Raw genomic sequence first — 20,590 nt, 5'->3', positions numbered from 1 at the left:
GCCTTTGTAAAATCTTCCGACAACCCTCCGTAAAGCTGCGGAGCAATTTCTCCTTGCGAGCGGTCCTTCCCCCGCGCAACATTCCCGGGATGATCCGCCTGGCACCTTCCGACCAACGCATGCCTGCGGGCGGCCCTGCCGTCGTTCCCGCTGCGACCGTCGTGGTCTTTCGCCATGCGGCTGATGGCGGCCCGCCGGAACTGCTGATGGTCCAGCGCGCCAAAGGCATGCGCTTTGCCGGCGGCGCGGCGGTGTTTCCCGGCGGGCGCGTCGATCCTGCCGACTACGAACTCGCCGCCCGCCTCCAGCCTGACGAACCGCTTGAGATCGCCGCCGCCCGTGTCGCCGCCATCCGCGAGACGCTGGAGGAAACCGGCCTGATGATCGCCACCCGCGCGCCCATCGCCGCGCAAGAGGCCGCCGCCGCGCGCAAGATGCTGCTGGAAGTGGCCCGGCTCGACACTGTGCTCGATCGCTTCGGCTGGGAACTGGAACCGCATGCGCTGACCTTATTCGCGCACTGGTGCCCCTTGTGGGACCGGGCGTTCGACACTCGCTTCTTCGTTGCCGACATCGGCACCGGCGCGGTCGACGTGACGGTCGATGCCACGGAAAACAGCCGCCTGTTCTGGACCAGCGCGGCACAGGCCCTGTCGATGTCCGACCGCAGGGAGATCACGGTGATCTTCCCGACCCGCCGCAACCTCGACCGGCTGGCGCAATATGCCGACCATGCCGAGGCCCTTGCGGACATTGCGGCTCATCCGGTCCAGCGGATCAGCCCGGAAACGCAGATGCGCGAAGACGGCGAATGGCTCGTGATACCCGAAGGGCTCGGCTACCCCGTGCTCGGCGAACTGAAGGCGACGGCGGACCGGGGTTAGGCGGGCGGAGCGTTGCGGGCAACGATATGGTCCAGCACCGGGCCATAAAGCGGTCGGTCGAACTCCACACCCGCCAGATCGCTGCTGACCCACCGTACCACGCCTGACATGCCCTCAAGCCCGGTAGGCCGCACGATCAGCCGCGCACCGACGCGAAAGTAGATGCCGTGCATGCGCAAACAGCATCCCTCGCTGGAAATGTCGGAAATTTCGCCGTCATCCCGAAGGCCGCTCTGCGTGCGGCACTGGACGGGCAGAGCCACCGGGCGGCGCTGTGATCGTCGAGGAAGGATGGTGCGGGTCATGCGCAAACGTTAACCGCGATTGGTTGACCATCGCTTAACCGCAATGACGATGATGACGATGGCGCGCCCGACAGGGTTCGAACCTGTGACCCCAAGCTTAGAAGGCTCGTGCTCTATCCAGCTGAGCTACGGGCGCGCATCGGGTTCCCCATAGCGCGCTTGGCCGCTCACGCAAACGGGAAGCGCGTGCAAACTTGTGCTTTGCAGTGCAGCAAAGCCACGTTACGCACAGGCGATGATCGCCTCGCCCGAAGTCAACCAGCCCCTGTCCCGCATCGACGGCGTTTCCGGCGCCCGGCGGCATTTCCGCTATTTCGATTACGTGATGTCGGCCTTCGTCGCCATCCTGCTGCTGTCGAACCTGATCGGTGCGTCCAAGCTGGCGAACTTCGGCGGCGTCACTTTCGGCGCTGGGATCCTGTTCTTCCCGGTCAGCTACGTCATCGGGGACGTGCTGACCGAGGTCTACGGCTATGCCAACGCGCGGCGCTGCGTGTGGGCGGGCTTCTTCGCGATGGTGTTCATGGCCTTCATGAGCTTCGTCGTGGTCGCCATGCCGCCTGACGCGGGGTGGGCCGGGCAGGCCGCTTACGAAGCGGTGTTCGGATCCACCTGGCGCATCGTGCTGGCATCTCTCACCGCATTCTGGGCGGGCGAATTCGTCAATTCCTTCGTACTTGCCAAGATGAAGCTGCTCACAGGCGGCAAACATCTGTGGACGCGCACCATCGGCTCCACTGTGGTCGGGCAGGCGGTGGACAGCGCGCTGTTCTACCCGATCGCGTTTCTGGGCAACTGGAGCCACGAACAGGTGCTGACCGTCATGGTCACCAACTGGGGAATGAAAGTGCTGTGGGAAGTGGTGCTGACCCCGGTGACCTATGCGGTCGTCGGCTGGCTCAAGGCGCGCGAAGGGGTCGAGGTGTTCGACGACAACATGGACTTCTCGCCCTTTGCCAGAACGCGGTCGGTCTGAAGGTTCGCGGCCAAATCCGCCTGCTGCGGATTTGCAAAAGCCTGCCGAACCGCTAGGCCGCGCCGACCATGCTCGACCGCATCCTCCTGTCCCGTTTCCGCAACCATCGCGATACTGCGGTGGAAGGTACGGCGCAGTTCAACCTGCTGGTTGGGGAGAACGGCGCGGGCAAGACCAACGTACTGGAAGCGATCAGCCTGCTGGCCCCAGGTCGCGGCCTGCGCCGCGCGCAGCTTGCGGACGTGCCTGCGCAGGACGGAGACGGCGGCTTTGCGGTGAACGCCGCGCTGCGCATGCCGCAGGGTGACCCGGTGCGGCTGGGCACCGGCGTGTCTGCAGAGCGGCCCGGACGGCGGCTGGTGCAGGTGAACGGCGCGGGTGCCAGCGCGCTCAGTCTGGGCGAATGGCTTTCCATCGGATGGCTGACCCCGGCAATGGACCGCCTGTTCGTCGACACCGCGGGGGCCCGACGGCGGTTCCTCGACCGGCTGGTGCTGGCGATCGAGCCGGGACATGCGGGCAACACCGCCCGGCTGGAAACCGCCGTGCGCGAACGCAACCGCCTGCTCAGTGAGGAACGTGCGCCTGATCCGCGCTGGCTGGACGCAATAGAACTGCAGATCGCCGAGTCCGGATCGCTGGTCGCCGCAGCGCGCGCGCGGCTGGTCACGCAGCTTGATGCCGCGCTGGCTACCCTGCCCGAAGCGCCTTTCGCCCGGCCCTCGCTGGCCTATGAGCCCGGCGGACCGCTAACGGCAGAGGGGCTGGCAATGGCGCTGCTGGACGGGCGTGCCCGCGAACGCGCCGCCCAGCGCACTCTTACCGGCCCGCACCGCGACGAACTGGCCGTGACGATGGCGGGCAAGGACCAGCCAGCTGCGGACTGCTCCACCGGCGAACAGAAGGCGATGCTGATCGCCATCACGCTGGCCCATTCGCGACTGCTGGAGCGCGATGGCGAACATCGCCCGCGCCTGCTGCTGCTGGACGAAGTCGCCGCCCACCTCGACCCGCTGCGACGTGAAGCCCTGTTCGACCGCCTGCGGGCCGGTTCCGCCCAAGTTTGGCTGACCGGCACGGAAATCGCGCCGTTCGACGCCATCGCCGGGGAAGCGGCGGTGTGGGAAGTCAGCGGCGGTACCGTCCGCCGCGTCGATTAAGTCTTCGGCAGCGCATCTTCCACGTCGTCCACCGTCGCTGCGACGATGGCGTCGATGCCGATCGCCGTGGGGTGAACGTGATCGCCCTGCATCAGATCGGGCTTGTCGATCACCGGCTGCAGGAAGAACGGCACCAGCACCGCGCCATATTTTTCTGCCAGCTGCGGATAGATCGGGTTGAACTGAGCGGCGTAGTCCTTGCCCAGATTGGGTGCGGCCAGCATGCCCAGCAGCACCACCGGAATGCCTTCCTGCTTCAGCCGTTGCAGCATCCTGTCCAGATTGGCGCGGGTTTCAGCGGGCGGAAGCGAGCGCAGCATGTCGTTGCCGCCAAGGCTGACGATCGCCAGTTGCGGTTTCACCGGCTGGCTCTTCAGTGTGAAGTTCAGCCGCTGCAAGCCTGCCGCCGTGGTGTCGCCGGAGACCCCGGCATTGGCGATCTTCGCGTTCACGCCGCGCGCGCGCAGGGCCTGCTCCAGCCGATCGGGGTAGCTTTCGCCGTCCTCCAGCCCATAACCCGCCAGAAGTGAGTCCCCGAAAGCGAGGATCGGGCGTTCCGGCCCCACCACCGGGATCGCGGGCGGAACCTCTGCCGCGCTTTCGCTTGGCGGCGCAGGCGGAGCAGCCTTGTCGCAAGCGGCAAGAGACAGGGCGCAGATGGCGGGAAACGCGAGAGAAACGAAGCGCAGGGGAATTCTCCTGAAGGGGCCGACTTGCCGGAAGCACAGGTGCTATCCCATATGGGGATCGTGACAAGCCCTTCCCACTCGCCCGCCCAATCTCTGGCCCAGCCGTCCCCCACCATTATCGCGCACGATCTTCGGCTGACGCTGGGGTCCGGTGACGGCGCGGTGGAGATCCTGAAAGGCATCGATCTGACGGTGCCGCAGGGGCAGACGCTGGCGCTGCTCGGCCCGTCAGGGTCGGGCAAGTCCTCGCTGATGGCGGTGCTCTGCGGGCTGGAGCGCGCCAGTTCGGGGGCGCTGCAAGTGGCCGGGCAGGACTTCGTCGGCATGGACGAGGACGCGCTGGCCCGCGCGCGGCGTGGCCGCATCGGGGTGGTGCTGCAGGCCTTTCACCTGCTGCCGACGATGACCGCGCTGGAAAACGTTGCCACGCCGCTGGAACTGGCGGGGATGCCCGATGCACACGCCCGCGCCGAAGCGGAACTGCGCAGCGTGGGGCTGGGCCATCGCCTGTCGCATTATCCCGCCCAGCTTTCGGGCGGCGAACAGCAGCGCGTCGCCATCGCCCGCGCGCTGGCTCCGCGCCCCGCGCTGGTCTTCGCCGACGAGCCGACCGGCAACCTCGACGCCGCGACCGGTGCCGCCATCATCGACCTGCTCTTTGCCCGCCGCGCCGAAACCGGCGCGACGCTGCTTATCATCACGCACGACGAAACGCTGGCTCACCGCTGCGAGCGCGTGGTGACCATCGGCGACGGCCGTATCGCGAGCGACACCCTTGCCTGACACGGGCCCCGCAGCCCTGCCCTGGCGCACCGCATTGACACTGGCCCGGCGCGATCTGTCGGCGCGGTTCAGGGGGCTGCGGCTGCTGCTCGTTTGCCTGTTCCTGGGCGTCGGCGCGATTGCGGCGATCGGCACGCTGACCGGCTCCATCGAACGTGAACTGGGCGCTCGCGGGCGCGAAATCCTGGGCGGCGACATCGAATTGCGGCTGTGGCAGCGTGCTTTCGACAATCGACAGGACGCCGCCTTCGCCCAGCTGGGCACAGTGTCCAAGGGCCTGAGGATGCAGGCCATCGCCACCCGCACCGACGCCACTGCGCCCGTCGCGCTGAAAGCGGTGGATACGCGCTGGCCCCTGTACGGTAGGCTGGAACTGATTGATGGGCGCAGGGTTGGCGCCCCGCCTGCGGGCATCGCGTGGATCGCCAAGGGCACCGCCGCACGGCTGGGCGTGAACCGGGGCGGCCGGATCGCCATCGGCGGTGTGCCGGTGAAGGTCGGCGGCATCATCCAGGCCGACCCGGAACAGATGAGCGAAGGCTTCGCGCTGGGCGACAGCGCCATCGTCGCTCTGGACCTGCCGGCGCGGGCGGGGCTTACCGCACCCGGCGCCATGTACCGCAGCGTTGCCAAGGTGCGCTTCGCCAATCCGGCGCGCGATCCCCAAGCGGCTGTCGATGCCCTCAAGGCCCGCTTTGGAGACGATTTCGACACCCGCACCCGCCTTGCCGCATCACCGTCCACAGAGCGCTTCGTCACCCGCATGGGCGAATTTCTCGTCCTCGTCGGGCTGGCCGCGCTGGTGATCGCCGGGATCGGCATCGGCGGCGGCGTGTCTTCCTATCTGGAGGCGCGCCGCACTTCCATCGCCACGCTGAAAGTGCTGGGCGCGACCAGCGGCGACATTGCGCGCATCTACCTGCTGCAGGTCGGCGCCGCCGCCGTGGTCGGCAGCGTGGCGGGCCTTGCTGCGGGCGTGCTGGTGACACCACTGCTGTCGTCTGCGCTGCAAAGCCTGCTGCCGGTCGAGACAGGCTTCGCCGTCTCCCCGGCGGCACTGGCGACCGCTGCTGCTTACGGCCTACTGGTGGCGCTGGTCTTCGCCGCGCCGCCGCTTGTACGAGCGCGTGGCTGGTCTGCGATGGCGCTGATGCGCGCGCGCGTTTCTCCGCTGGCTGCCGATCGCAAGGCGTTGATCCTGCCGGTTGGGCTGGGACTTACGGCTATCGTTGCGCTGGCACTGGTCAATGCCGCGCAGCCGCTGGTGACACTGGGCTTCCTCGGCGGATCGGCGGCGATGCTGGGGCTGCTGGCCACGATCGGGCTGGGTATCCGCAGCCTTGCCGCCCGCCTGCCCCGCCCACGCGGGCCGATGCTGCGTGCGGGACTGGCGAACCTGCACCGGCCCGGCGCGCAGACCGGCGCGCTGGTGACGGCGCTGGGATTCGCCCTGTCCGCCTTCGTGCTGATCGCCGCCGTCCAGACCAGTCTGGAGGCCAACATCCGCAAGACCGTGCCCGAACGCGCGCCGGACTTCTTCGTGCTCGATGTGCCCAGGGACAAGGCCGCCGAATTCGACCGCGCCGCGACCCGCACGGTGCCCGGCGCCGTGGTGAAACTTGTGCCGAACCTGCGCGGCCGCATCCTGGCCTATGGCCCCAAGGGTCGCATGACCCGCGTCGCCAGCTTGGGCAAGGACTTGCCGGACGGCGCCTGGGCCTTGCGCGGAGAACGCGGCCTGACCTACTCGGTAGGCGTGCCCGAAGGCAGCACCGTCACGGCCGGGCAGTGGTGGCCGCAGATCTATCGCGGTGAACCGCTCGTCTCGCTGGACGAGAAGCTGGCACAGGCAATCGGCCTCAAGGTGGGCGATTACGTGACCGTGGGCGTGCTGGGGGTAGAGCGCACCGCCCGCGTCGCCGCTTTGCGCCGGATCGACTGGGACAGTCTGGGCTTCAACTATGTACTGGTATTCTCGCCCAATGCACTCGCCGACGCGCCGCACAACCTGGCTGCGACGATAGAGGTGCCGCCGGGTGCCGCCACCACGGGACTGTTGCCGCGGCTGGTACGCGCCTTTCCATCGACCTCGGTGATCGAAACCGGCAGCCTGCTGCGCGATGCCCGCGCCTTGCTGAACCAGATGTCGGCGGCGATCATGGCGGCGTCTTCGGTGGCGGTGCTGGCGGGGCTTGCGGTATTGTTGGGGGCTATCGCCGCCGCGCGAGCCAGCCGCACTTACGACACCGTCATCCTGCGCATTCTGGGCGGGAGCCGCGCGCAGTTGCTGGCGGCGCAAATGGCCGAGTACGGCCTCATCGCGCTGGTGCTGGCGGTCGTGGCGCTGGGCGCAGGCAGCGCAATGGCATGGGCCGTGGTGGTGAAGCTGTTCGAGTTCACCTGGATGCCTGACTGGCCCCGCGTGATCGCCGTCCTGCTGGCCGGGCTGACCCTGGTGCTGGGCTTCGCCCTTGCCGGAACGCTGCCGCTGCTGCGGGCGAAACCGGCAAGGGCGCTGCGGGAACTTTAGGCGAAGATTTCCGCGCCCGACGGATCCTTGGGATCGGCGCCGAACCTGTTGGTGCCCGGAGTGCCGGGAAGGCAGAAGATCACGATCTGCGCGATACCTGCCAGTGATCCGATCAGCGGAACCATGCCGAGCACGATCAAGCCAAGATACCACCATCCGCTCATGTCGCGGTCGTGGAAGCGGCGCACGGCCACTGCGATGCCGGGAATGAAGATTGCCAGGTAGAACAGGCCGAGAAGCGATAAGGCGATTATCGTGATTACGCCCAGTCCGGCACCAGCCGACCCGCCCTGCACCATCGCCCGGTAGGAGAACCCGGAAGCGAACGCGATGCCGACCAGAACGATCGTCACGATCAGAACGAACAGCGTGAACAGCCAGTATTCCTTGCGCCGCGAACGGCCCTTGAAGTCAGCATAGCGCCGAAGCGGCATCAACATGGTATCGAGCATGTCTTTTCTCCGGAGAGGACAGGTTTACGCAAAGACTTCGCGGTTGTCATAAAGCTGGCCGGGATCGCGGGTCTTGTAGACCAGGGTGCCGGCGACCAGATCGTGCAGACCCTGCTTGCGCTCGGTGAAGGCGACCATGATGTAGCCGATGCACAGCACCACGCCCGACAGGATCTTGCCGAAGTAGCGCCCCGTGGCGCGGGCGAAAGTCAGTCGTTCGCCCTTAAGATCGGTGACGACGACGCCGACGGCGAGCTTGCCGACGGTGGCCTGCAGCTTGGAGCTTTCCATGATCGCGAAATAAAGCCAGTTGATGATCAGCGTCACGCCAAACACACCGAACATCATCGTGCCGATCGTGGTCTCTTCCGCTGCGCCCAGCCCTGTCAGGGGCAACGCCAGACCAACGCCGAAGATGCCCCCGACGACCGAGCTTGCGATCTGCAGGATGATGGCATCAAGGATGTAGGCGAGCACGCGCCACCAGAAGCCGCCATACGGTATCATCGATTTCCCCCGTTCAATGTCGTTACAAAGCTGACAACGGCTCGCAGGTTCACACAGGAAAACCGAATTTACCAAGCCTTTTCTGCATCGTATTAGCTACGGATCGAAAGAGGGGCGCGAAAGGCCGTGCCTCTCGCGCCCCTTTTCAAGTCCGCCCTGCCCGCCATGGTGCACCGCTTCTCCTCCCAGAGACGGCGCGACGGGCCCTGCGTTTGCGCTCCGGCTTAGAACCGGTAGCGCGCCGCCACGCCGTAAGTGCGCGGCTGGTTCGGATAGCCCGAGATCGAGCCGGGCTGCGCCGGGCTGTCGAAGATCTGCAGGATAGTGCGGTCGTTGAGCAGGTTGCGACCCCAGACCGTCAGTTCCAGCCCGTTCGCCATCGCATACGTCAACGAGGCGTTCATGTCGTTGATGTCCTGCTTGAACTCCCGCGCGGCGGCGAGAGCGGCGGCCACGCTGGTGACGTTGCCCGCGGTGTCCCGCACCACGAGGCCGGGCAGCCCCTCGACCAGCTGGAACTGCGATTCGTAGTGATAGTCACCGCGCAGGATTACGCGGTCCCCGCGCGAACCCACCGGCTGCACCCACTCTGCCGAGAACGTCGCCGAGAGTGGCGAAACGCCGGCGGGCGTGGTGCCCGAAAGGTCGCCGAACGCCGAAAGCTGGAACGTGTCGTACTTGGGATCGAGGTAGGTCCAGGCCATCGTCAGCGTCAGTTGGTCCACGGGTTTCGCCGACCCTTCGAACTCGATGCCGAACGCGGACTGCTTGCCCGCATTCGCCAGAAAGAAACCCGAACCCGTGAAGATGTTCGACTGGAAGTTCTTGATCTCCTGCTTGAACACGGCGACGTTGGCCGAAACGATGCCCCAGTTGCCCTTTACGCCCGCTTCGTAGACCGTCGAATTTTCCGCGTTGGCGAAACGGCTACCGGCCGTCAGATTCGTCACCGCCAGCCCCTGCGCACGCAGTTGGGAAAGGTCTGCCGGGGTGGGGCGGCTGTCGCGCGAAAGGTTGATCGACGCCGCCTTGTAGCCCGTCGCATAAGCAGCGTAGAAGTTGACGGTCGGGGTCACGTCCCAGGCGACACGGGCGGTGTAGCTGAAGTCTCCGTCGCTTACCCTGCCCGGCTCCACGGCGTTGGGCACGTTCATGAACTGCGGGAAATACTGCAGCGCTCGCAGCGGGTTGAGCGGATTGGCCGCCGGGTTGTTGGCGTTGCCATTGGCGAAGCCCACCAGCTGCTGATAGATCGGCGCGGTCTGCGGATTGGTCGCGAAGGCGAAGATCGCTGCCGGGTTGGTCGGATCGACGCCGACGGAACGCAGCGCCCCGCCCAGCAGCAACTGCTGCCGGAACGCAGCGTAGCGCGGATCGTCGAAATTGATGCCCGAGAAAAGGTCGTTCGACGTCGTGCCGGTGGCGAAGCGCTTGGTATCATGGGTATAGTTGAGGCCACCGGTCACCGTCAGGCCCGGCGCTACTTCGAAATCGACCTGCCCGAAGATCGACCACGCTTCGTTCTTCAGCTTGTAGGCTTCGGTCAACCCGGTGCCCGAACGGAAGAACTGACCGGCGTATTTGGCAGGATTGCCTTCATAGCTGCCGAACGCAGTTTCCAGCGCCGGCACGCTGAGCGCGCCGCCGGACAGGCTCTGCACCAGCAGGTTGGCGTATGGACGCGCCTGCGTACCCCAGAACACCTCGTTGTTCTGGTCGATCTTCTCGTTGAAGTAATAGCCGCCGATGAGGCCGGTGATCCGGTCACCAAGCTCGAAATTGGCGCGCAGTTCCTGCGTGAAGGTCTTGATCCGCAGATCCTGCCAGTTGCGGCCCAGCAGGTCGGCGCTGGAGAAATCCGAATCTTGATCGGTCAGTGCGTTGGTGCGGCGGTATGAGGTGATCGACGTCAGCTTGGCGGCACCAAGATCATAGTCCAGTTGGCCCGAAACGCCCCAGTTCTCGATCCGGTTGGACGATTCGAAATTGTTGTAGACGACGTTGTCGTACTTCTCGCCGGGCTGGTTCACCGCGCCGCCCAGCGCGAAGATCGCCGCAGTCGGGGTAGCCTGGCGCAGATTGACGACCGCACAGCAGTTCTCGTCGATCTTGCCGTAGTCGCCAATCAGCCGCAGTTCCAGGCCATCGTGGTTGTCGAACAGCAGCTGCCCGCGTCCGAACCAGCGATCGCGCTCGTTGGTGCGCCCGCCGGTGGCCAGATCCCTGACAATGCCGTCGCGCTTGTTGAGACCACCCGCCAGGCTGAACGCCACGTTCTCGCTCAGCGGCCCTGTGACGGTGCCCTTGACCACGACGGCATCGTAATTGCCATAGCTGGCCTCCACGTTGCCGCCGAACTCGAACTGCGGCTTGCGCGTCACGATCGAGATCACGCCCGCCGACGCGTTCTTGCCGAACAGGGTGGACTGCGGGCCGCGCAGCACCTCGATCCGCTCCACATCGGGGAAGTCGGCGATCATGGAGGCCGAGCGCGAACGGTATACGCCGTCGATGAACAGGCCAACCGACGGCTCGATCCCGGCGTTGTTGGCGCCGTTGCCGAAGCCGCGGATGTAGAAGTTGGTATTGGCGCTGGACTGCAGCTGGTTGACGCGCAGCGACGGCACCAGCGTCTGCAGATCCTTGAGATCGCGCATCTGCGCGCGTTCCAGCGTCGCCCCGCTGGTCACCGAGACAGCCACCGGGACGTCCTGCAGCGTCTGCTCGCGCTTGGTCGCAGTGACGATGATCGTCTCGGAATAGGGCTCCTCGGCATTCGGGACGGAGGCATCCTGGGCAGCCGCCCCCGGCGCCCACGCCAGGAAGGCCGAAGCCCCCGCCAGCAACGCACTCTTCGTTCCGAAAACTCCGCTTTCGATAGAACCACGTCCGGTGAAGATGCGCGTACCTCGCGCGCCGATGCCCGCCAAAACACCCTTCATTGGGATCCCCTGTCCTTCCTGCGCGGCTGCCTGCATCGTCATGCGCGAAGCTGGCCGCAAAGTGTAAGAGCGCCAGTTTATGAGGTTTTTCGTACTCTCACAATCCGTGCATGCTTATAGATGAAGACAATTTGCACCATTGTTGCTCTATCGACACATCGCATGGCATGTAGCGAGCAGAAACAGGCCGAATGTTCTGGCCGACCTGCCGCACACCGCTTGCCGAAATGCGCTCGATCAGCTAAGGGCGCGCCAATTTTGCGGTGCAGCACACAGGTTGCCCGCCCCGGCCCTCGTACAGAGAGAACAACAATGTCCGCCCCGCTTCCCTTGCGCAACATCGCGATCATTGCGCACGTCGACCACGGCAAGACCACCCTCGTCGACCAGCTGTTCCGCCAGTCCGGCACGTTCCGCGAGAACCAGCGCATCGAAGAGCGCGCGATGGACAGCAACGACCTCGAAAAGGAGCGCGGCATCACCATTCTGGCGAAGCCGACCTCGATCGAGTGGAACGGCTATCGCATCAACATCGTCGACACGCCCGGACACGCCGACTTTGGCGCCGAAGTGGAGCGTATTCTCTCGATGGTCGACGGCGTCGTCCTGCTGGTGGACTCGTCGGAAGGCGCGATGCCGCAGACCAAGTTCGTCACCGGCAAGGCGCTTGGCCTTGGCCTGAAGCCGATCGTCGTCGTCAACAAGATCGACCGTCCCGACGGCCGCCACGCCGAAGTGCTGGACGAAGTGTTCGACCTCTTCGTCAGCCTCGACGCCAACGACGAGCAGCTGGACTTCCCGACCCTCTACGCTTCGGGCCGCAACGGCTATGCCAGCTACGATCCGGACGCGCGCGAAGGCAACCTGACCCCGCTGTTCGAGAAGATCGTCGAGCATGTTCCCGCGCCCGACCTCGACGTCGACGCGCCGTTCTCGTTCCTCGCCACCCTGCTCGACCGCGACAACTTCATGGGCCGCGTCCTGACGGGCCGCGTCCAGTCGGGCACGCTGAAGGTGAACGACCCGATCCGCGCCATCGACGCAGAGGGCAAGGTCGTCGAAGTGGGCCGCGCCACCAAGGTGCTGTCGTTCCGTGGCCTCGATCGCGTTCCGGTGGAAGAAGCCCGCGCCGGTGACATTATCGCGCTGGCCGGCCTCGAAAAGGCGACCGTGTCGAACACCATCGCCGACCCGCAGGTCACCGTGCCGATCAAGGCGCAGCCGATCGATCCGCCGACCCTGGCGATGCGATTCGCCGTCAACGACTCGCCGCTCGCGGGCCGTGAAGGCGACAAGGTCACCAGCCGCATGATCCGCGACCGCCTGATGCGCGAAGCGGAAACCAACGTCGCCATCCGCGTCACCGAATCGGCCGACAAGGACAGCTTCGAAGTCGCCGGTCGTGGTGAACTCCAGCTGGGCGTCGTCATCGAGACGATGCGCCGCGAAGGCTTCGAGCTGGGCATCAGCCGCCCGCGCGTGCTGTTCGGCACCGACGAAAAGGGTGGCCGCACCGAGCCTTACGAAACCGTCGTGATCGACGTTGACGACGAGCACTCGGGCACGGTCGTCGAGAAGATGCAGCGCCGCAAGGCAGAGCTGACCGACATGCGTCCGTCCGGCTCGGGCAAGACCCGCATCACCTTCTCGGCCCCCTCGCGCGGCCTCATCGGCTACCACGGCGAGTTCCTCTCGGACACCCGCGGCACCGGCATCATGAACCGCCTGTTCGAGAAGTACGACGCCCACAAGGGTCCGATCGAAGGCCGCCAGAACGGCGTGCTGATCTCGAACTGCACCGGTGAGGCGGTCGGCTACGCGCTGAACAGCCTCGAAGATCGCGGCGTGCTGTTCATCAAGCCCCAGGAAAAGATCTACGAGGGCATGCTGATCGGCGAGAACGCCAAGACCGACGACCTCGAAGTCAACCCAATGAAGTCCAAGCAGCTGACGAACTTCCGTTCGACCGGCAAGGACGACGCCATCCGCCTTACCCCACCCCGCGTGATGACGCTGGAGCAGGCGATCGCCTACATCGACGATGACGAGATGGTCGAAGTGACCCCGCAGTCGATCCGCCTGCGCAAGGTCTGGCTGGACCCGAACGAGCGCAAGAAGCAGGGCCGCAAGAAGGAAAACGCCTGATTGTCCTCCCCTAGCGGTCGGGCTTTAGAAAGAGCGACTGCGGGGGGATGCATCATCGGTTGAATGAAAGGTCGGGGCGCCCAGGGGCGCTTCCGGCCTTTCGTGTTTCATGCAGGCAACGCGCAATGACTTCCTCGAATACACCCACGCCCGGACCTACTCCGCATGGACATGGCGAAGATATATACGCCCTGTTCGTGGGCACGGTGCATCTGGCGGTCGGCCTTGTGCTGCTGCGCGCGGCCGGGCTGGCGACAGGCGGTGTCGCGGGGGTGGCGCTGGTGCTCAGTTACGCCACGGGATGGCCGGTCGGCCTGCTCTATGCGGTAATTTCCGCGCCGCTGATGGCGATCACGCTGCGCGCGATGAGCTGGCGCTTCCTCATCAAGACGGCAGTGGTGACGCTGGGGCTGTTCGCCATGACCGCGCTTGCCCCCATGGGCATTACCATCGCCTGGGTCAGCGACCCGGTTGCCGGAGTGGTCGGCGGCAGCCTGATTGGCATGGGAGCGCTGGCGCTTGCCCGCCATGGCGCGGCAACTGGTGGCTCGGGCGCGCTGGTGCTGTGGCTTTATCGCACGCGCGGATGGAACGCGGGACGGACCCAGCTGATCATCGACGGCAGCGTGCTGCTGTTCGCGGCCTCACGGCTGGATGCGGTGCGCATGGGCTGGTCGATGCTGGGCGTCGCGGCCACCGCAGGCATCCTTTGGGCCTGGCACCGTCCTGGGCGCTATACCGGATATTGAATGAGGGCCGGCCCTGCCCGGCCGACCCTCCCCTGTTGCCCGCTATGAGGCGATCAGAACGCTGCCGAGAGCGAGAACACCACGGTCGATCCGGCAATCTGCGAACCGTTCTTGGTCGAGGAGAAGTTGGGCTGCAGATAAGCCGACTCCGACTTCGAGATATCGGTGTCGACATAGGCGACGCCCAGCGTCACCGGGCCTACTGCCAGGTCGGCGCCCAGCATCCAGTCAAGATAGCTGCCGGTCGGCGCCACGCTCGTGCCGTTCGGTCCCAGCCCCGCGTTACCGTCGGAATAGCCCAGGTGGCCCTTCAGCGTCAGCGGTGTGCCGGGAATGCCGGTGCTCGCATCGCCCCAGACATAGAAATTGTCGGACTTGGCGCCCGGCGCGTCAGGGATGCCGGTGGCGTAGGAATCGGCGTCGAGATACCAGCGGCCAAGGGCCTGCTGCTTGGGCGCGTAAGCGGCGCCGACAAGGACGTTGGCTGGACCGACGGAGCCCGACAGCTTGACGTACGGCTCAGCGAAGTCGGTGTCCGACGCACCGCCCGGATACATGTACCAGGTCACGCCGACGTCCAGCTTCACGCCGCTCGAGATTTCGGTCGCGTAGCCGCCATAAATGTCGAGTTCGGTGTTGGAACCGCCGAAGGTGCCCCAGCCAGACAGGTTCGAACCCCAGGTACCGACATACAAGCCGCTGGCGTGCGTCACCGATACGCCGCCCTGCACTGCGAGTTCCTTGTCGGACTGCGAGACACCGCGGAAGCGATAGTCGGTGACAAGCGCCACGTTGCCGGCAACGGTGAATTCTTTGGGGGCTTCTTCCTGCGCCATGGCGGGAGTCGCGGCTGCGAGGAAAACGCTGGCGAGACCGGCAACGCCGGCAAACAGACCAAACTTCATAGTCGGAACACCCTCATGTTACTATCGTAGCATGTTCCGTCCTGCGGCCTGTATGCCGAACCCTGCTGCATGGCGGGTCCGTTTCACACCGGCGGCTTCATGAGTATGGCTTATGAGTTGCTAAATGATTTCTATATTGCAACGAAGTATTGCCATTTGCTGCGACGCAGCAAGTGTGATACTTTAGCAACATGGGCGGAGACGCGCAGCGCTCCGGCCGAAAGGAGGCAGGCCGGTTGTGAATACCGGCCCGCAAGCATTCGTCTCGTGCCCGTCAGCTAGCAAGCGGAAGCGGGCGCAGGATGGCGGCAGGCCCGGTTACGCGGTCACGCTGTCCGCCTTGCCTGCGACGGCTGATCCATTCGGACAGGGTCTCGGCTGTGGTATGGTCCATCGCCTTGACGCGGTCGAGGTCGAGGTGAACCGGGCGATCCGCCGGCTGTTTTTCCAGCACGGCGTTGAGGCGGGTCAACCCGACGAAAGTGGCAGCGCCATTCAGTTCGACGCGCGTCGCCTCTCCCTCGTCATGCTCATGCACCTTGAGGCGCAGGTGTCTGGCATGAGGCAGCAGTTCGACGACCGAAAGCGCCAGGCCTACCAGCACGCCGGTCAGCAGGTCGGTGGTCACCACAAGCGCGAACGTCACCGCCCAGATCGCGGCAGGAAGCGGCCCGTGCGCCTGGAACAGGTGGCGGACATGCTTGAGGCTGACCAGCTTCCAGCCGGTGACGACCAGCACGCCGCCCAGCGCCGCCATCGGCACTTCGCGCAGCAGCCATGGCAGCAGCGCGACGAAAGCGAGAATCCAGATGCCATGCAGCATCGTCGAAAGCCGCGAGCGGGCGCCAGCCTGCACGTTGGCCGAGGAACGCACGATCACGCCGGTCATCGGCAATGCGCCGAAGACACCGCACAGGAAGTTGCCGATGCCCTGCGCACGCAGTTCCTTGTCGTACTGGGTACGCGCGCCATCATGCATGCGATCGACCGCAGCAGCCGAAAGCAGCGTTTCCGCGCTGGCAATGAACGCGATGGCCAGCGCCGCCACGATCAGGGCCGGTTTGGCGAGAGGCGCGAACCACGCGGCACTAGTCGGCAGCGTGAAGGCCGCGCCGATCGAGGCCGGAACTTCGATGCGCGCGACGTCGAGCGAAAGACCCCAAGCGACCAGCGTGGCAGCCAGCACGCCAAGCAGCGCGCCGGGGACCAGTCCCATCGACTTGGGCTTCATCTTTTCCCAGCCGACCATGACCAGGATGGTCAGCAGGCCGACCAGCAGCGCCATCTCGGTGGCGGCGGCATTGGTGAAGTCGAGGCCCAGCACACGCGAAGGCATCGCCGCAAGGTTCTGCAACCCACTTGAAAGCGGACGTGCATCGAACAGGATGTGGAACTGACCTATCACGATCAGCGCGCCGATCCCCGCCAGCATCCCGTGGACGACGGCAGGACTGATGGCGCGGAAGAGCCCGCCGAGCTTCAGCGCGCCGGCGATCAGCTGGAACACGCCTGCCAGCAAAAGGACCGGGCCAAGCGCTTCCAGCCCATTCTCGCGCACGAACTCGAAGACGATGACGGCCAGACCCGCCGCCGGCCCACTGACCTGTAGCGGAGAACCGGCAAGGGCACCAACGACGATCCCGCCGATGATGCCCGTGACCAGACCCTTTTCAGGCGGAACGCCCGAGGCGATGGCGATGCCCATGCACAGCGGCATGGCGACCAGGAACACGACGATGGACGCCGTGAAATCCCGGCCGAAGTGAGAGAAGAGGCCTGTGCGGCCGTCTCCCCCACCCGCGGTTGCGCCAGAGGGTGCGGCGGTCATTCCGCCGCTTCTGCGTATTCTGTAGCGAAGCGCTTGCGCGCCGCCAGCGCGACCGGCAGGTCGCGGTCTTCACGCAGCGGCACGAATTCACCGGTGTCGCCATCAAGGCCGATCACCTGGCCTGCGTGAATGTCCACCATCCAGCCGTGCAGCGTCATCTCACCCTTCGCGATCGCTGCGGCGACCGACGGATGCGTGCGCAGGTGGCTGATCTGGGCGATGATGTTCTCCAGCGTGATTGCACGGACGCGCTCCTTGCCGTCGAGGTCGGCGTGGCAGCTGGTGACGATGTTCTCGGCAGCGGCCCCATGCTTGAGCCAGGCGGCAACGTTGGGCATGGCTTCAAGGCCGGTCGGGTCCGACAGCGCCTTCATCGCACCGCAGTCCGAATGGCCGCACACGATGATGTCCCGCACGCCAAGTGCCATCACCGCGTATTCCACCGTGGAGGTGACGCCGCCGTTCTGGGTGGCGTAAGGCGGTACGATGTTGCCGGCGTTGCGGCACACGAACAGGTCGCCCGGTTCAGCCTGCATGATCTGCTCGGGAACGATGCGCGAGTCGGCGCACGAGATCATGAGCGCCTTGGGCGACTGGCCCTGCGAGGTCAGCTTGCCGAACAGTTCGCTGGAGGCGGGGAAAAGGGTCTTCTCGAAGTTGAAGACGCGACCGATCAGTTCGTTCACTGGAACACCTTTCTTTTATCTGTTTGGCCCCAGCGCACGCGCCGAGGCTCGCATTGGAAAAGTTAGGTGCAGCGATTGTCGGCCTTCGTGCGCGGATGTTACGAAAGCTTTCTGCGGCGCAACGCGCCTGAACGGGCGTTCAGTCCGCCGTCAGCGGCAGGCGGATGGTGGCGCTGAGGCCGCCTTCGGGCCGGTTGCGCAAATCCAGCGTACCGTTTTCCATGCGCACCGCCTTGCGCACGATGGGCAGGCCCAGCCCCATCCCCGCAGTGTCACGAGCACGCGCCGTATCGAGTCGCACGAAAGGCTGGAGTGCGTCTGTGATGCGATCGTCCGGGATGCCGGGACCGTCATCCTCCACGACGATCTCCACCGCGCCGCCATCCCGCCGCACCTTGACGCGGGCATTGCCGCCATAGTGCAGCGCGTTTTCGATGAGGTTGGACAGAGCACGGCGGATCGCCACTGGACGAGCCCGCACTTCCAGACTGGAAACGCCGGAATACGTCGCATTGGCCCCGTGGTCTGCGGCGGTATCCACCAGCGTTTCGGCCATGACGGCAATGTCGATCCGCTCCGCCGGGATCGAGCGCCCGTCGCTGTCCACATAGGCCTGGATCGAATCGAGCAGCATCCGCATCTCGTCGATGTCGTGGTTCAGGCCTTCGCGTACTTCGGGATCGACACTCTCGTCGTCGAGCCGCAGGCGCATCCGCGAAAGAGGCGTCTTGAGATCGTGCCCGATCGCCAGCATCGTCTGGGTCCGGTCCACCAGCGACTGATGTATCCGCTCCTGCATTTCATTGAGCGCGCGGATCAGGGCGCGTAGTTCGTCCGGCCCGCGTTCGGGAACCGGGTTTGGCGGCCCCGAACCGAGGTGGCGCGTCGCTCCGATCAGGTTGCGCAATGGCTTGAGGGTCTGGCGCACCAGCACCCAGGCCAGCGCGAACAGCAGCACCGTGGGCAGGACGAGGCTGAGAATGCGTCCAGCGGTCAGCTTCCAGGCGGCATTGGCATGTGTGTGAAACCGCACCAGGCTGCCGTCGGACAAGCGGATCGAACCGCCGATGTTGCCCTTGCCCGGCAGTTGTTCGAGGTGAAGTTCCAGATCCGCCAGCGCAAGTTCGGGTGCCAGATCGACAACCTGTTCGCGCAAGTTGGACAGACCGAGCTGCGAATGGCGGCGCGTTGTCGGCGCCGACCAGCTCAGCTGGAACCTGTCGGTGCTGAGCACATGCGCGATGTCGTCGCGCTCCCCCGGTTCTTCCCGCTGCAGGGTGCGACGGGCGAGAACCAGGCTTTCGGCGATACGCTCCGCATCGTCGCGGCGCAGCATGAACGAATCCACGCGCTCGAACACGAAGGAATTTGCGGCAAACTCGATCAGCACCACCAGCAGCAGCACTGCCAGCAGCCGTTCGGGCAGGCCCATCCGCCGGAACAGGGCGACGAGCCTGCCCAGCATCAGTTGCGAACGACCTCGGCCTTGAACATGTAGCCGACGCCGCGAACGGTCACGATCGGCGATTCCGAACCTTCTGCCTGGAGCTTGCGGCGCAGGCGGCTGACCAGCACGTCGATCGAGCGGTCAGAACTGTCACCGATGCGCGAACGCGACAATTCCATAAGCCGTTCGCGCCCGAGCACCCGCTGCGGATAGCCGAGGAAGGTGGAAAGCAGATCGAACTCAGCCCCGGTCAGGTCGACGATGGCGCCGCTGGGCGAGCGCAGTTCGCGCCGCGCCATGGAGACGTGCCAGCCGTCGAACTGGATCGAGTCCGCCGCGCGCAGTTCGGGCACCGGCTCGCTGGACGAATCAAGTCCCCCGCCACGCCGGAGCACCGCACTGACGCGGGCGGCGAGTTCGCGGGTGCTGAACGGCTTGGCAAGGTAATCGTCTGCCCCCAGTTCGAGGCCGAGCACGCGGTCCTCTTCGCTGCCGCGTGCGCTGACGAAGATGATAGGCACATCGCTTTCACGGCGCAGGCGGCGGAACAGGTCGAAGCCGCTGGTGCCCGGCAGCATGATGTCCAGAACCACCAGGTTGACCGTCGCTTCGCGCAGCGTCACCCACATTTCCGCGCCGGTGGCGGCGGTCAGGACGTTGAATCCGCTTTGGCGCAGCGCCCGTGCGGTCAGCGTGCGCAGGGCACCGTCGTCCTCGACAAGCAGGATGGTGGGCGGAGTGGTCATCGTTTCTTGCGGCAGTTTATAGCGAGGTGAAACCGTCATCTTACTGAATACTCTGCAATTGCATATAGACACCGGCGCAGTCACGCAAACTGCGCCGGTCGGAATATCACCCGCTGGCCGATGCAACGGCCCGAACGGGGGGGCGATCAGTGCTGCGCGGCAGCCGCCTGGAACGATGACCGAGACGCTGGCACGCTCTTCGCTACCTGCATCCGGATCACCTTGAAGCGGCGGAAATGATGCGACAATTCTCCAGTCGGGCAACTCTATGATGCCAGAGTGGGGGGCGCATATGTCGATCGGCGGGCTATGCAATTACGAAACGTTGCTGCCGGAGACGGTCGTAACCGTCGGCATACAATTGCGTACAATCTTGAATGGATTCTGCCAGACCCGCTTCGGTCCGGTTCAGCACACAGGACTTATACCGATACTCACACGGGGACAACGGCTTCCTTGATCTGCCACCCCGAACAAGGAGTATAGCCATGAACGTATTCAGGAAGACTGCGATCGCTGCCGGCCTTGCCGCCACTGCTCTTGCATCGACGACGCCGGCGATGGCGCGCGACTGGCATCGCGGCAACGACAACACCGCTGCAGTCGCCATTGGCGCGGGCATTCTGGGCCTTGCCGTAGGTGCGCTGGTGGCGTCAGGCAACGAACGCCGCGACGACAGGCGTTACGCTTCCGACTGGTCCTATCGCAACGGGTACTATTGGGATCGCGATGGTGGCCGCCATTCGCGCGACGATTACGATCGCTATCGTCGCGACGGGCGCGGCTACTATGGCGAGCGTGGCTACGATCGCGGCCAGTGGGGCCGGGGTTACTGACTGGCATACGCAGGACGGCC

Annotated in this window: 18 protein-coding genes and 1 tRNA gene; 8 read left to right on the top strand and 11 right to left on the bottom strand. The window is 65.3% G+C overall.

Annotated elements, in window-relative coordinates:
* The first annotated feature begins 89 nt into the window (after positions 1-89).
* The gene (locus tag GGR40_RS00195; RefSeq protein WP_429274191.1) at positions 90-884 is read left to right on the top strand and encodes an NUDIX hydrolase; all 795 of its coding nucleotides are present in this window, start codon (positions 90-92) and stop codon (positions 882-884) included.
* Here the strand turns inward: GGR40_RS00195 and GGR40_RS00190 are convergent.
* Entirely contained in the window at positions 881-1,189 is a 309-nt protein-coding gene (locus GGR40_RS00190) for a PilZ domain-containing protein (protein ID WP_429274190.1), read from the bottom strand. The two genes, GGR40_RS00195 and GGR40_RS00190, sit on opposite strands and share 4 nt — an antisense overlap.
* A gap of 59 nt (positions 1,190-1,248) precedes the next feature.
* Positions 1,249-1,325, bottom strand: a tRNA-Arg gene (locus GGR40_RS00185).
* Positions 1,326-1,424: 99 nt separating this feature from the next.
* Between GGR40_RS00185 and GGR40_RS00180 the strand changes: the two genes are divergently transcribed.
* On the top strand, positions 1,425-2,165 hold the full coding sequence (locus GGR40_RS00180) for a queuosine precursor transporter (protein WP_429274189.1): 741 nt from the start codon (positions 1,425-1,427) through the stop codon (positions 2,163-2,165).
* 68 nt (positions 2,166-2,233) lie between these two features.
* Positions 2,234-3,325 carry a DNA replication/repair protein RecF gene (gene recF, locus GGR40_RS00175; RefSeq protein ID WP_429274188.1) on the top strand — a complete coding sequence of 364 codons (1,092 nt, stop codon included), beginning with the start codon at positions 2,234-2,236 and terminating at the stop codon, positions 3,323-3,325.
* On the opposite strand, the gene GGR40_RS00170 is transcribed toward recF, so the two are convergent.
* Complete coding sequence (locus GGR40_RS00170) at positions 3,322-4,014, bottom strand: arylesterase (RefSeq protein WP_429275182.1); 693 nt, start codon at positions 4,012-4,014, stop codon at positions 3,322-3,324. The genes recF and GGR40_RS00170 overlap by 4 nt on opposite strands.
* A 51-nt stretch (positions 4,015-4,065) precedes the next feature.
* On the opposite strand from GGR40_RS00170, the gene GGR40_RS00165 reads away from it, so the two are divergent.
* Positions 4,066-4,797: an ABC transporter ATP-binding protein gene (locus GGR40_RS00165; protein WP_429274187.1), complete on the top strand. Its 732-nt coding sequence runs from the start codon at positions 4,066-4,068 to the stop codon at positions 4,795-4,797.
* Positions 4,790-7,327, top strand: a complete 2,538-nt coding sequence (locus tag GGR40_RS00160; protein WP_429274186.1) for an ABC transporter permease — start codon at positions 4,790-4,792, stop codon at positions 7,325-7,327. Before GGR40_RS00165 ends, GGR40_RS00160 begins: the two co-directional genes overlap by 8 nt.
* Here the strand turns inward: GGR40_RS00160 and GGR40_RS00155 are convergent.
* The 3 genes from GGR40_RS00155 to GGR40_RS00145 all read right to left on the bottom strand — a co-directional run bounded on the left by GGR40_RS00155 (position 7,324) and on the right by GGR40_RS00145 (position 11,228).
* On the bottom strand, positions 7,324-7,779 hold the full coding sequence (locus tag GGR40_RS00155) for a DUF805 domain-containing protein (protein WP_429274185.1): 456 nt from the start codon (positions 7,777-7,779) through the stop codon (positions 7,324-7,326). The genes GGR40_RS00160 and GGR40_RS00155 overlap by 4 nt on opposite strands.
* Positions 7,780-7,803: 24 nt before the next feature.
* Complete coding sequence (locus GGR40_RS00150) at positions 7,804-8,286, bottom strand: RDD family protein (RefSeq protein WP_429274184.1); 483 nt, start codon at positions 8,284-8,286, stop codon at positions 7,804-7,806.
* Between the two features lie 224 nt (positions 8,287-8,510).
* Entirely contained in the window at positions 8,511-11,228 is a 2,718-nt protein-coding gene (locus GGR40_RS00145; protein ID WP_429274183.1) for a TonB-dependent receptor, read from the bottom strand.
* Between the two features lie 312 nt (positions 11,229-11,540).
* On the opposite strand from GGR40_RS00145, the gene typA reads away from it, so the two are divergent.
* Both typA and GGR40_RS00135 read left to right on the top strand, forming a co-directional pair.
* Entirely contained in the window at positions 11,541-13,373 is a 1,833-nt protein-coding gene (gene typA, locus GGR40_RS00140) for a translational GTPase TypA (protein ID WP_429274182.1), read from the top strand.
* Positions 13,374-13,498: 125 nt separating this feature from the next.
* Positions 13,499-14,122: a YitT family protein gene (locus GGR40_RS00135; RefSeq protein WP_429274181.1), complete on the top strand. Its 624-nt coding sequence runs from the start codon at positions 13,499-13,501 to the stop codon at positions 14,120-14,122.
* Between the two features lie 53 nt (positions 14,123-14,175).
* Here the strand turns inward: GGR40_RS00135 and GGR40_RS00130 are convergent, their stop codons facing one another.
* The 5 genes from GGR40_RS00130 to GGR40_RS00110 all read right to left on the bottom strand — a co-directional run bounded on the left by GGR40_RS00130 (position 14,176) and on the right by GGR40_RS00110 (position 19,734).
* On the bottom strand, positions 14,176-15,027 hold the full coding sequence (locus GGR40_RS00130; RefSeq protein WP_429274180.1) for a TorF family putative porin: 852 nt from the start codon (positions 15,025-15,027) through the stop codon (positions 14,176-14,178).
* A gap of 274 nt (positions 15,028-15,301) precedes the next feature.
* The gene (locus GGR40_RS00125; protein ID WP_429274179.1) at positions 15,302-16,855 is read right to left on the bottom strand and encodes a SulP family inorganic anion transporter; all 1,554 of its coding nucleotides are present in this window, start codon (positions 16,853-16,855) and stop codon (positions 15,302-15,304) included.
* On the bottom strand, positions 16,852-17,541 hold the full coding sequence (locus tag GGR40_RS00120) for a carbonic anhydrase (protein ID WP_429274178.1): 690 nt from the start codon (positions 17,539-17,541) through the stop codon (positions 16,852-16,854). The genes GGR40_RS00125 and GGR40_RS00120 overlap by 4 nt, the downstream gene beginning before the upstream one ends.
* 139 nt (positions 17,542-17,680) lie before the next feature.
* Positions 17,681-19,006, bottom strand: a complete 1,326-nt coding sequence (locus tag GGR40_RS00115; RefSeq protein ID WP_429274177.1) for an ATP-binding protein — start codon at positions 19,004-19,006, stop codon at positions 17,681-17,683.
* Complete coding sequence (locus GGR40_RS00110; protein ID WP_429274176.1) at positions 19,006-19,734, bottom strand: response regulator transcription factor; 729 nt, start codon at positions 19,732-19,734, stop codon at positions 19,006-19,008. Before GGR40_RS00110 ends, GGR40_RS00115 begins: the two co-directional genes overlap by 1 nt.
* A gap of 488 nt (positions 19,735-20,222) precedes the next feature.
* Here GGR40_RS00110 and GGR40_RS00105 point away from each other — a divergent pair, with 488 nt between their 5' ends.
* Complete coding sequence (locus GGR40_RS00105) at positions 20,223-20,570, top strand: hypothetical protein (RefSeq protein WP_429274175.1); 348 nt, start codon at positions 20,223-20,225, stop codon at positions 20,568-20,570.
* Positions 20,571-20,590: the final 20 nt, after the last annotated feature.

This window comes from Novosphingobium gossypii (assembly GCF_050433305.1).
Classification (GTDB): domain Bacteria; phylum Pseudomonadota; class Alphaproteobacteria; order Sphingomonadales; family Sphingomonadaceae; genus Novosphingobium; species Novosphingobium gossypii.
This window is presented reverse-complemented; position numbering and strand designations above follow the sequence as displayed.

What these genes read in the sequence shown, in the direction of transcription:
- GGR40_RS00165 (WP_429274187.1), top strand. Translation starts at nt 4,066, where the DNA reads ATGGGGATCGTGACAAGCCCTTCCCACTCGCCCGCCCAATCTCTGGCC.
- GGR40_RS00145 (WP_429274183.1), bottom strand. Translation starts at nt 11,228, where the DNA reads ATGAAGGGTGTTTTGGCGGGCATCGGCGCGCGAGGTACGCGCATCTTC.
- GGR40_RS00150 (WP_429274184.1), bottom strand. Translation starts at nt 8,286, where the DNA reads ATGATACCGTATGGCGGCTTCTGGTGGCGCGTGCTCGCCTACATCCTT.
- GGR40_RS00115 (WP_429274177.1), bottom strand. Translation starts at nt 19,006, where the DNA reads ATGCTGGGCAGGCTCGTCGCCCTGTTCCGGCGGATGGGCCTGCCCGAA.
- GGR40_RS00125 (WP_429274179.1), bottom strand. Translation starts at nt 16,855, where the DNA reads ATGACCGCCGCACCCTCTGGCGCAACCGCGGGTGGGGGAGACGGCCGC.
- GGR40_RS00190 (WP_429274190.1), bottom strand. Translation starts at nt 1,189, where the DNA reads ATGACCCGCACCATCCTTCCTCGACGATCACAGCGCCGCCCGGTGGCT.
- GGR40_RS00110 (WP_429274176.1), bottom strand. Translation starts at nt 19,734, where the DNA reads ATGACCACTCCGCCCACCATCCTGCTTGTCGAGGACGACGGTGCCCTG.
- GGR40_RS00105 (WP_429274175.1), top strand. Translation starts at nt 20,223, where the DNA reads ATGAACGTATTCAGGAAGACTGCGATCGCTGCCGGCCTTGCCGCCACT.
- GGR40_RS00195 (WP_429274191.1), top strand. Translation starts at nt 90, where the DNA reads ATGATCCGCCTGGCACCTTCCGACCAACGCATGCCTGCGGGCGGCCCT.
- GGR40_RS00180 (WP_429274189.1), top strand. Translation starts at nt 1,425, where the DNA reads ATGATCGCCTCGCCCGAAGTCAACCAGCCCCTGTCCCGCATCGACGGC.
- recF (WP_429274188.1), top strand. Translation starts at nt 2,234, where the DNA reads ATGCTCGACCGCATCCTCCTGTCCCGTTTCCGCAACCATCGCGATACT.
- typA (WP_429274182.1), top strand. Translation starts at nt 11,541, where the DNA reads ATGTCCGCCCCGCTTCCCTTGCGCAACATCGCGATCATTGCGCACGTC.
- GGR40_RS00130 (WP_429274180.1), bottom strand. Translation starts at nt 15,027, where the DNA reads ATGAAGTTTGGTCTGTTTGCCGGCGTTGCCGGTCTCGCCAGCGTTTTC.
- GGR40_RS00155 (WP_429274185.1), bottom strand. Translation starts at nt 7,779, where the DNA reads ATGCTCGATACCATGTTGATGCCGCTTCGGCGCTATGCTGACTTCAAG.
- GGR40_RS00135 (WP_429274181.1), top strand. Translation starts at nt 13,499, where the DNA reads ATGACTTCCTCGAATACACCCACGCCCGGACCTACTCCGCATGGACAT.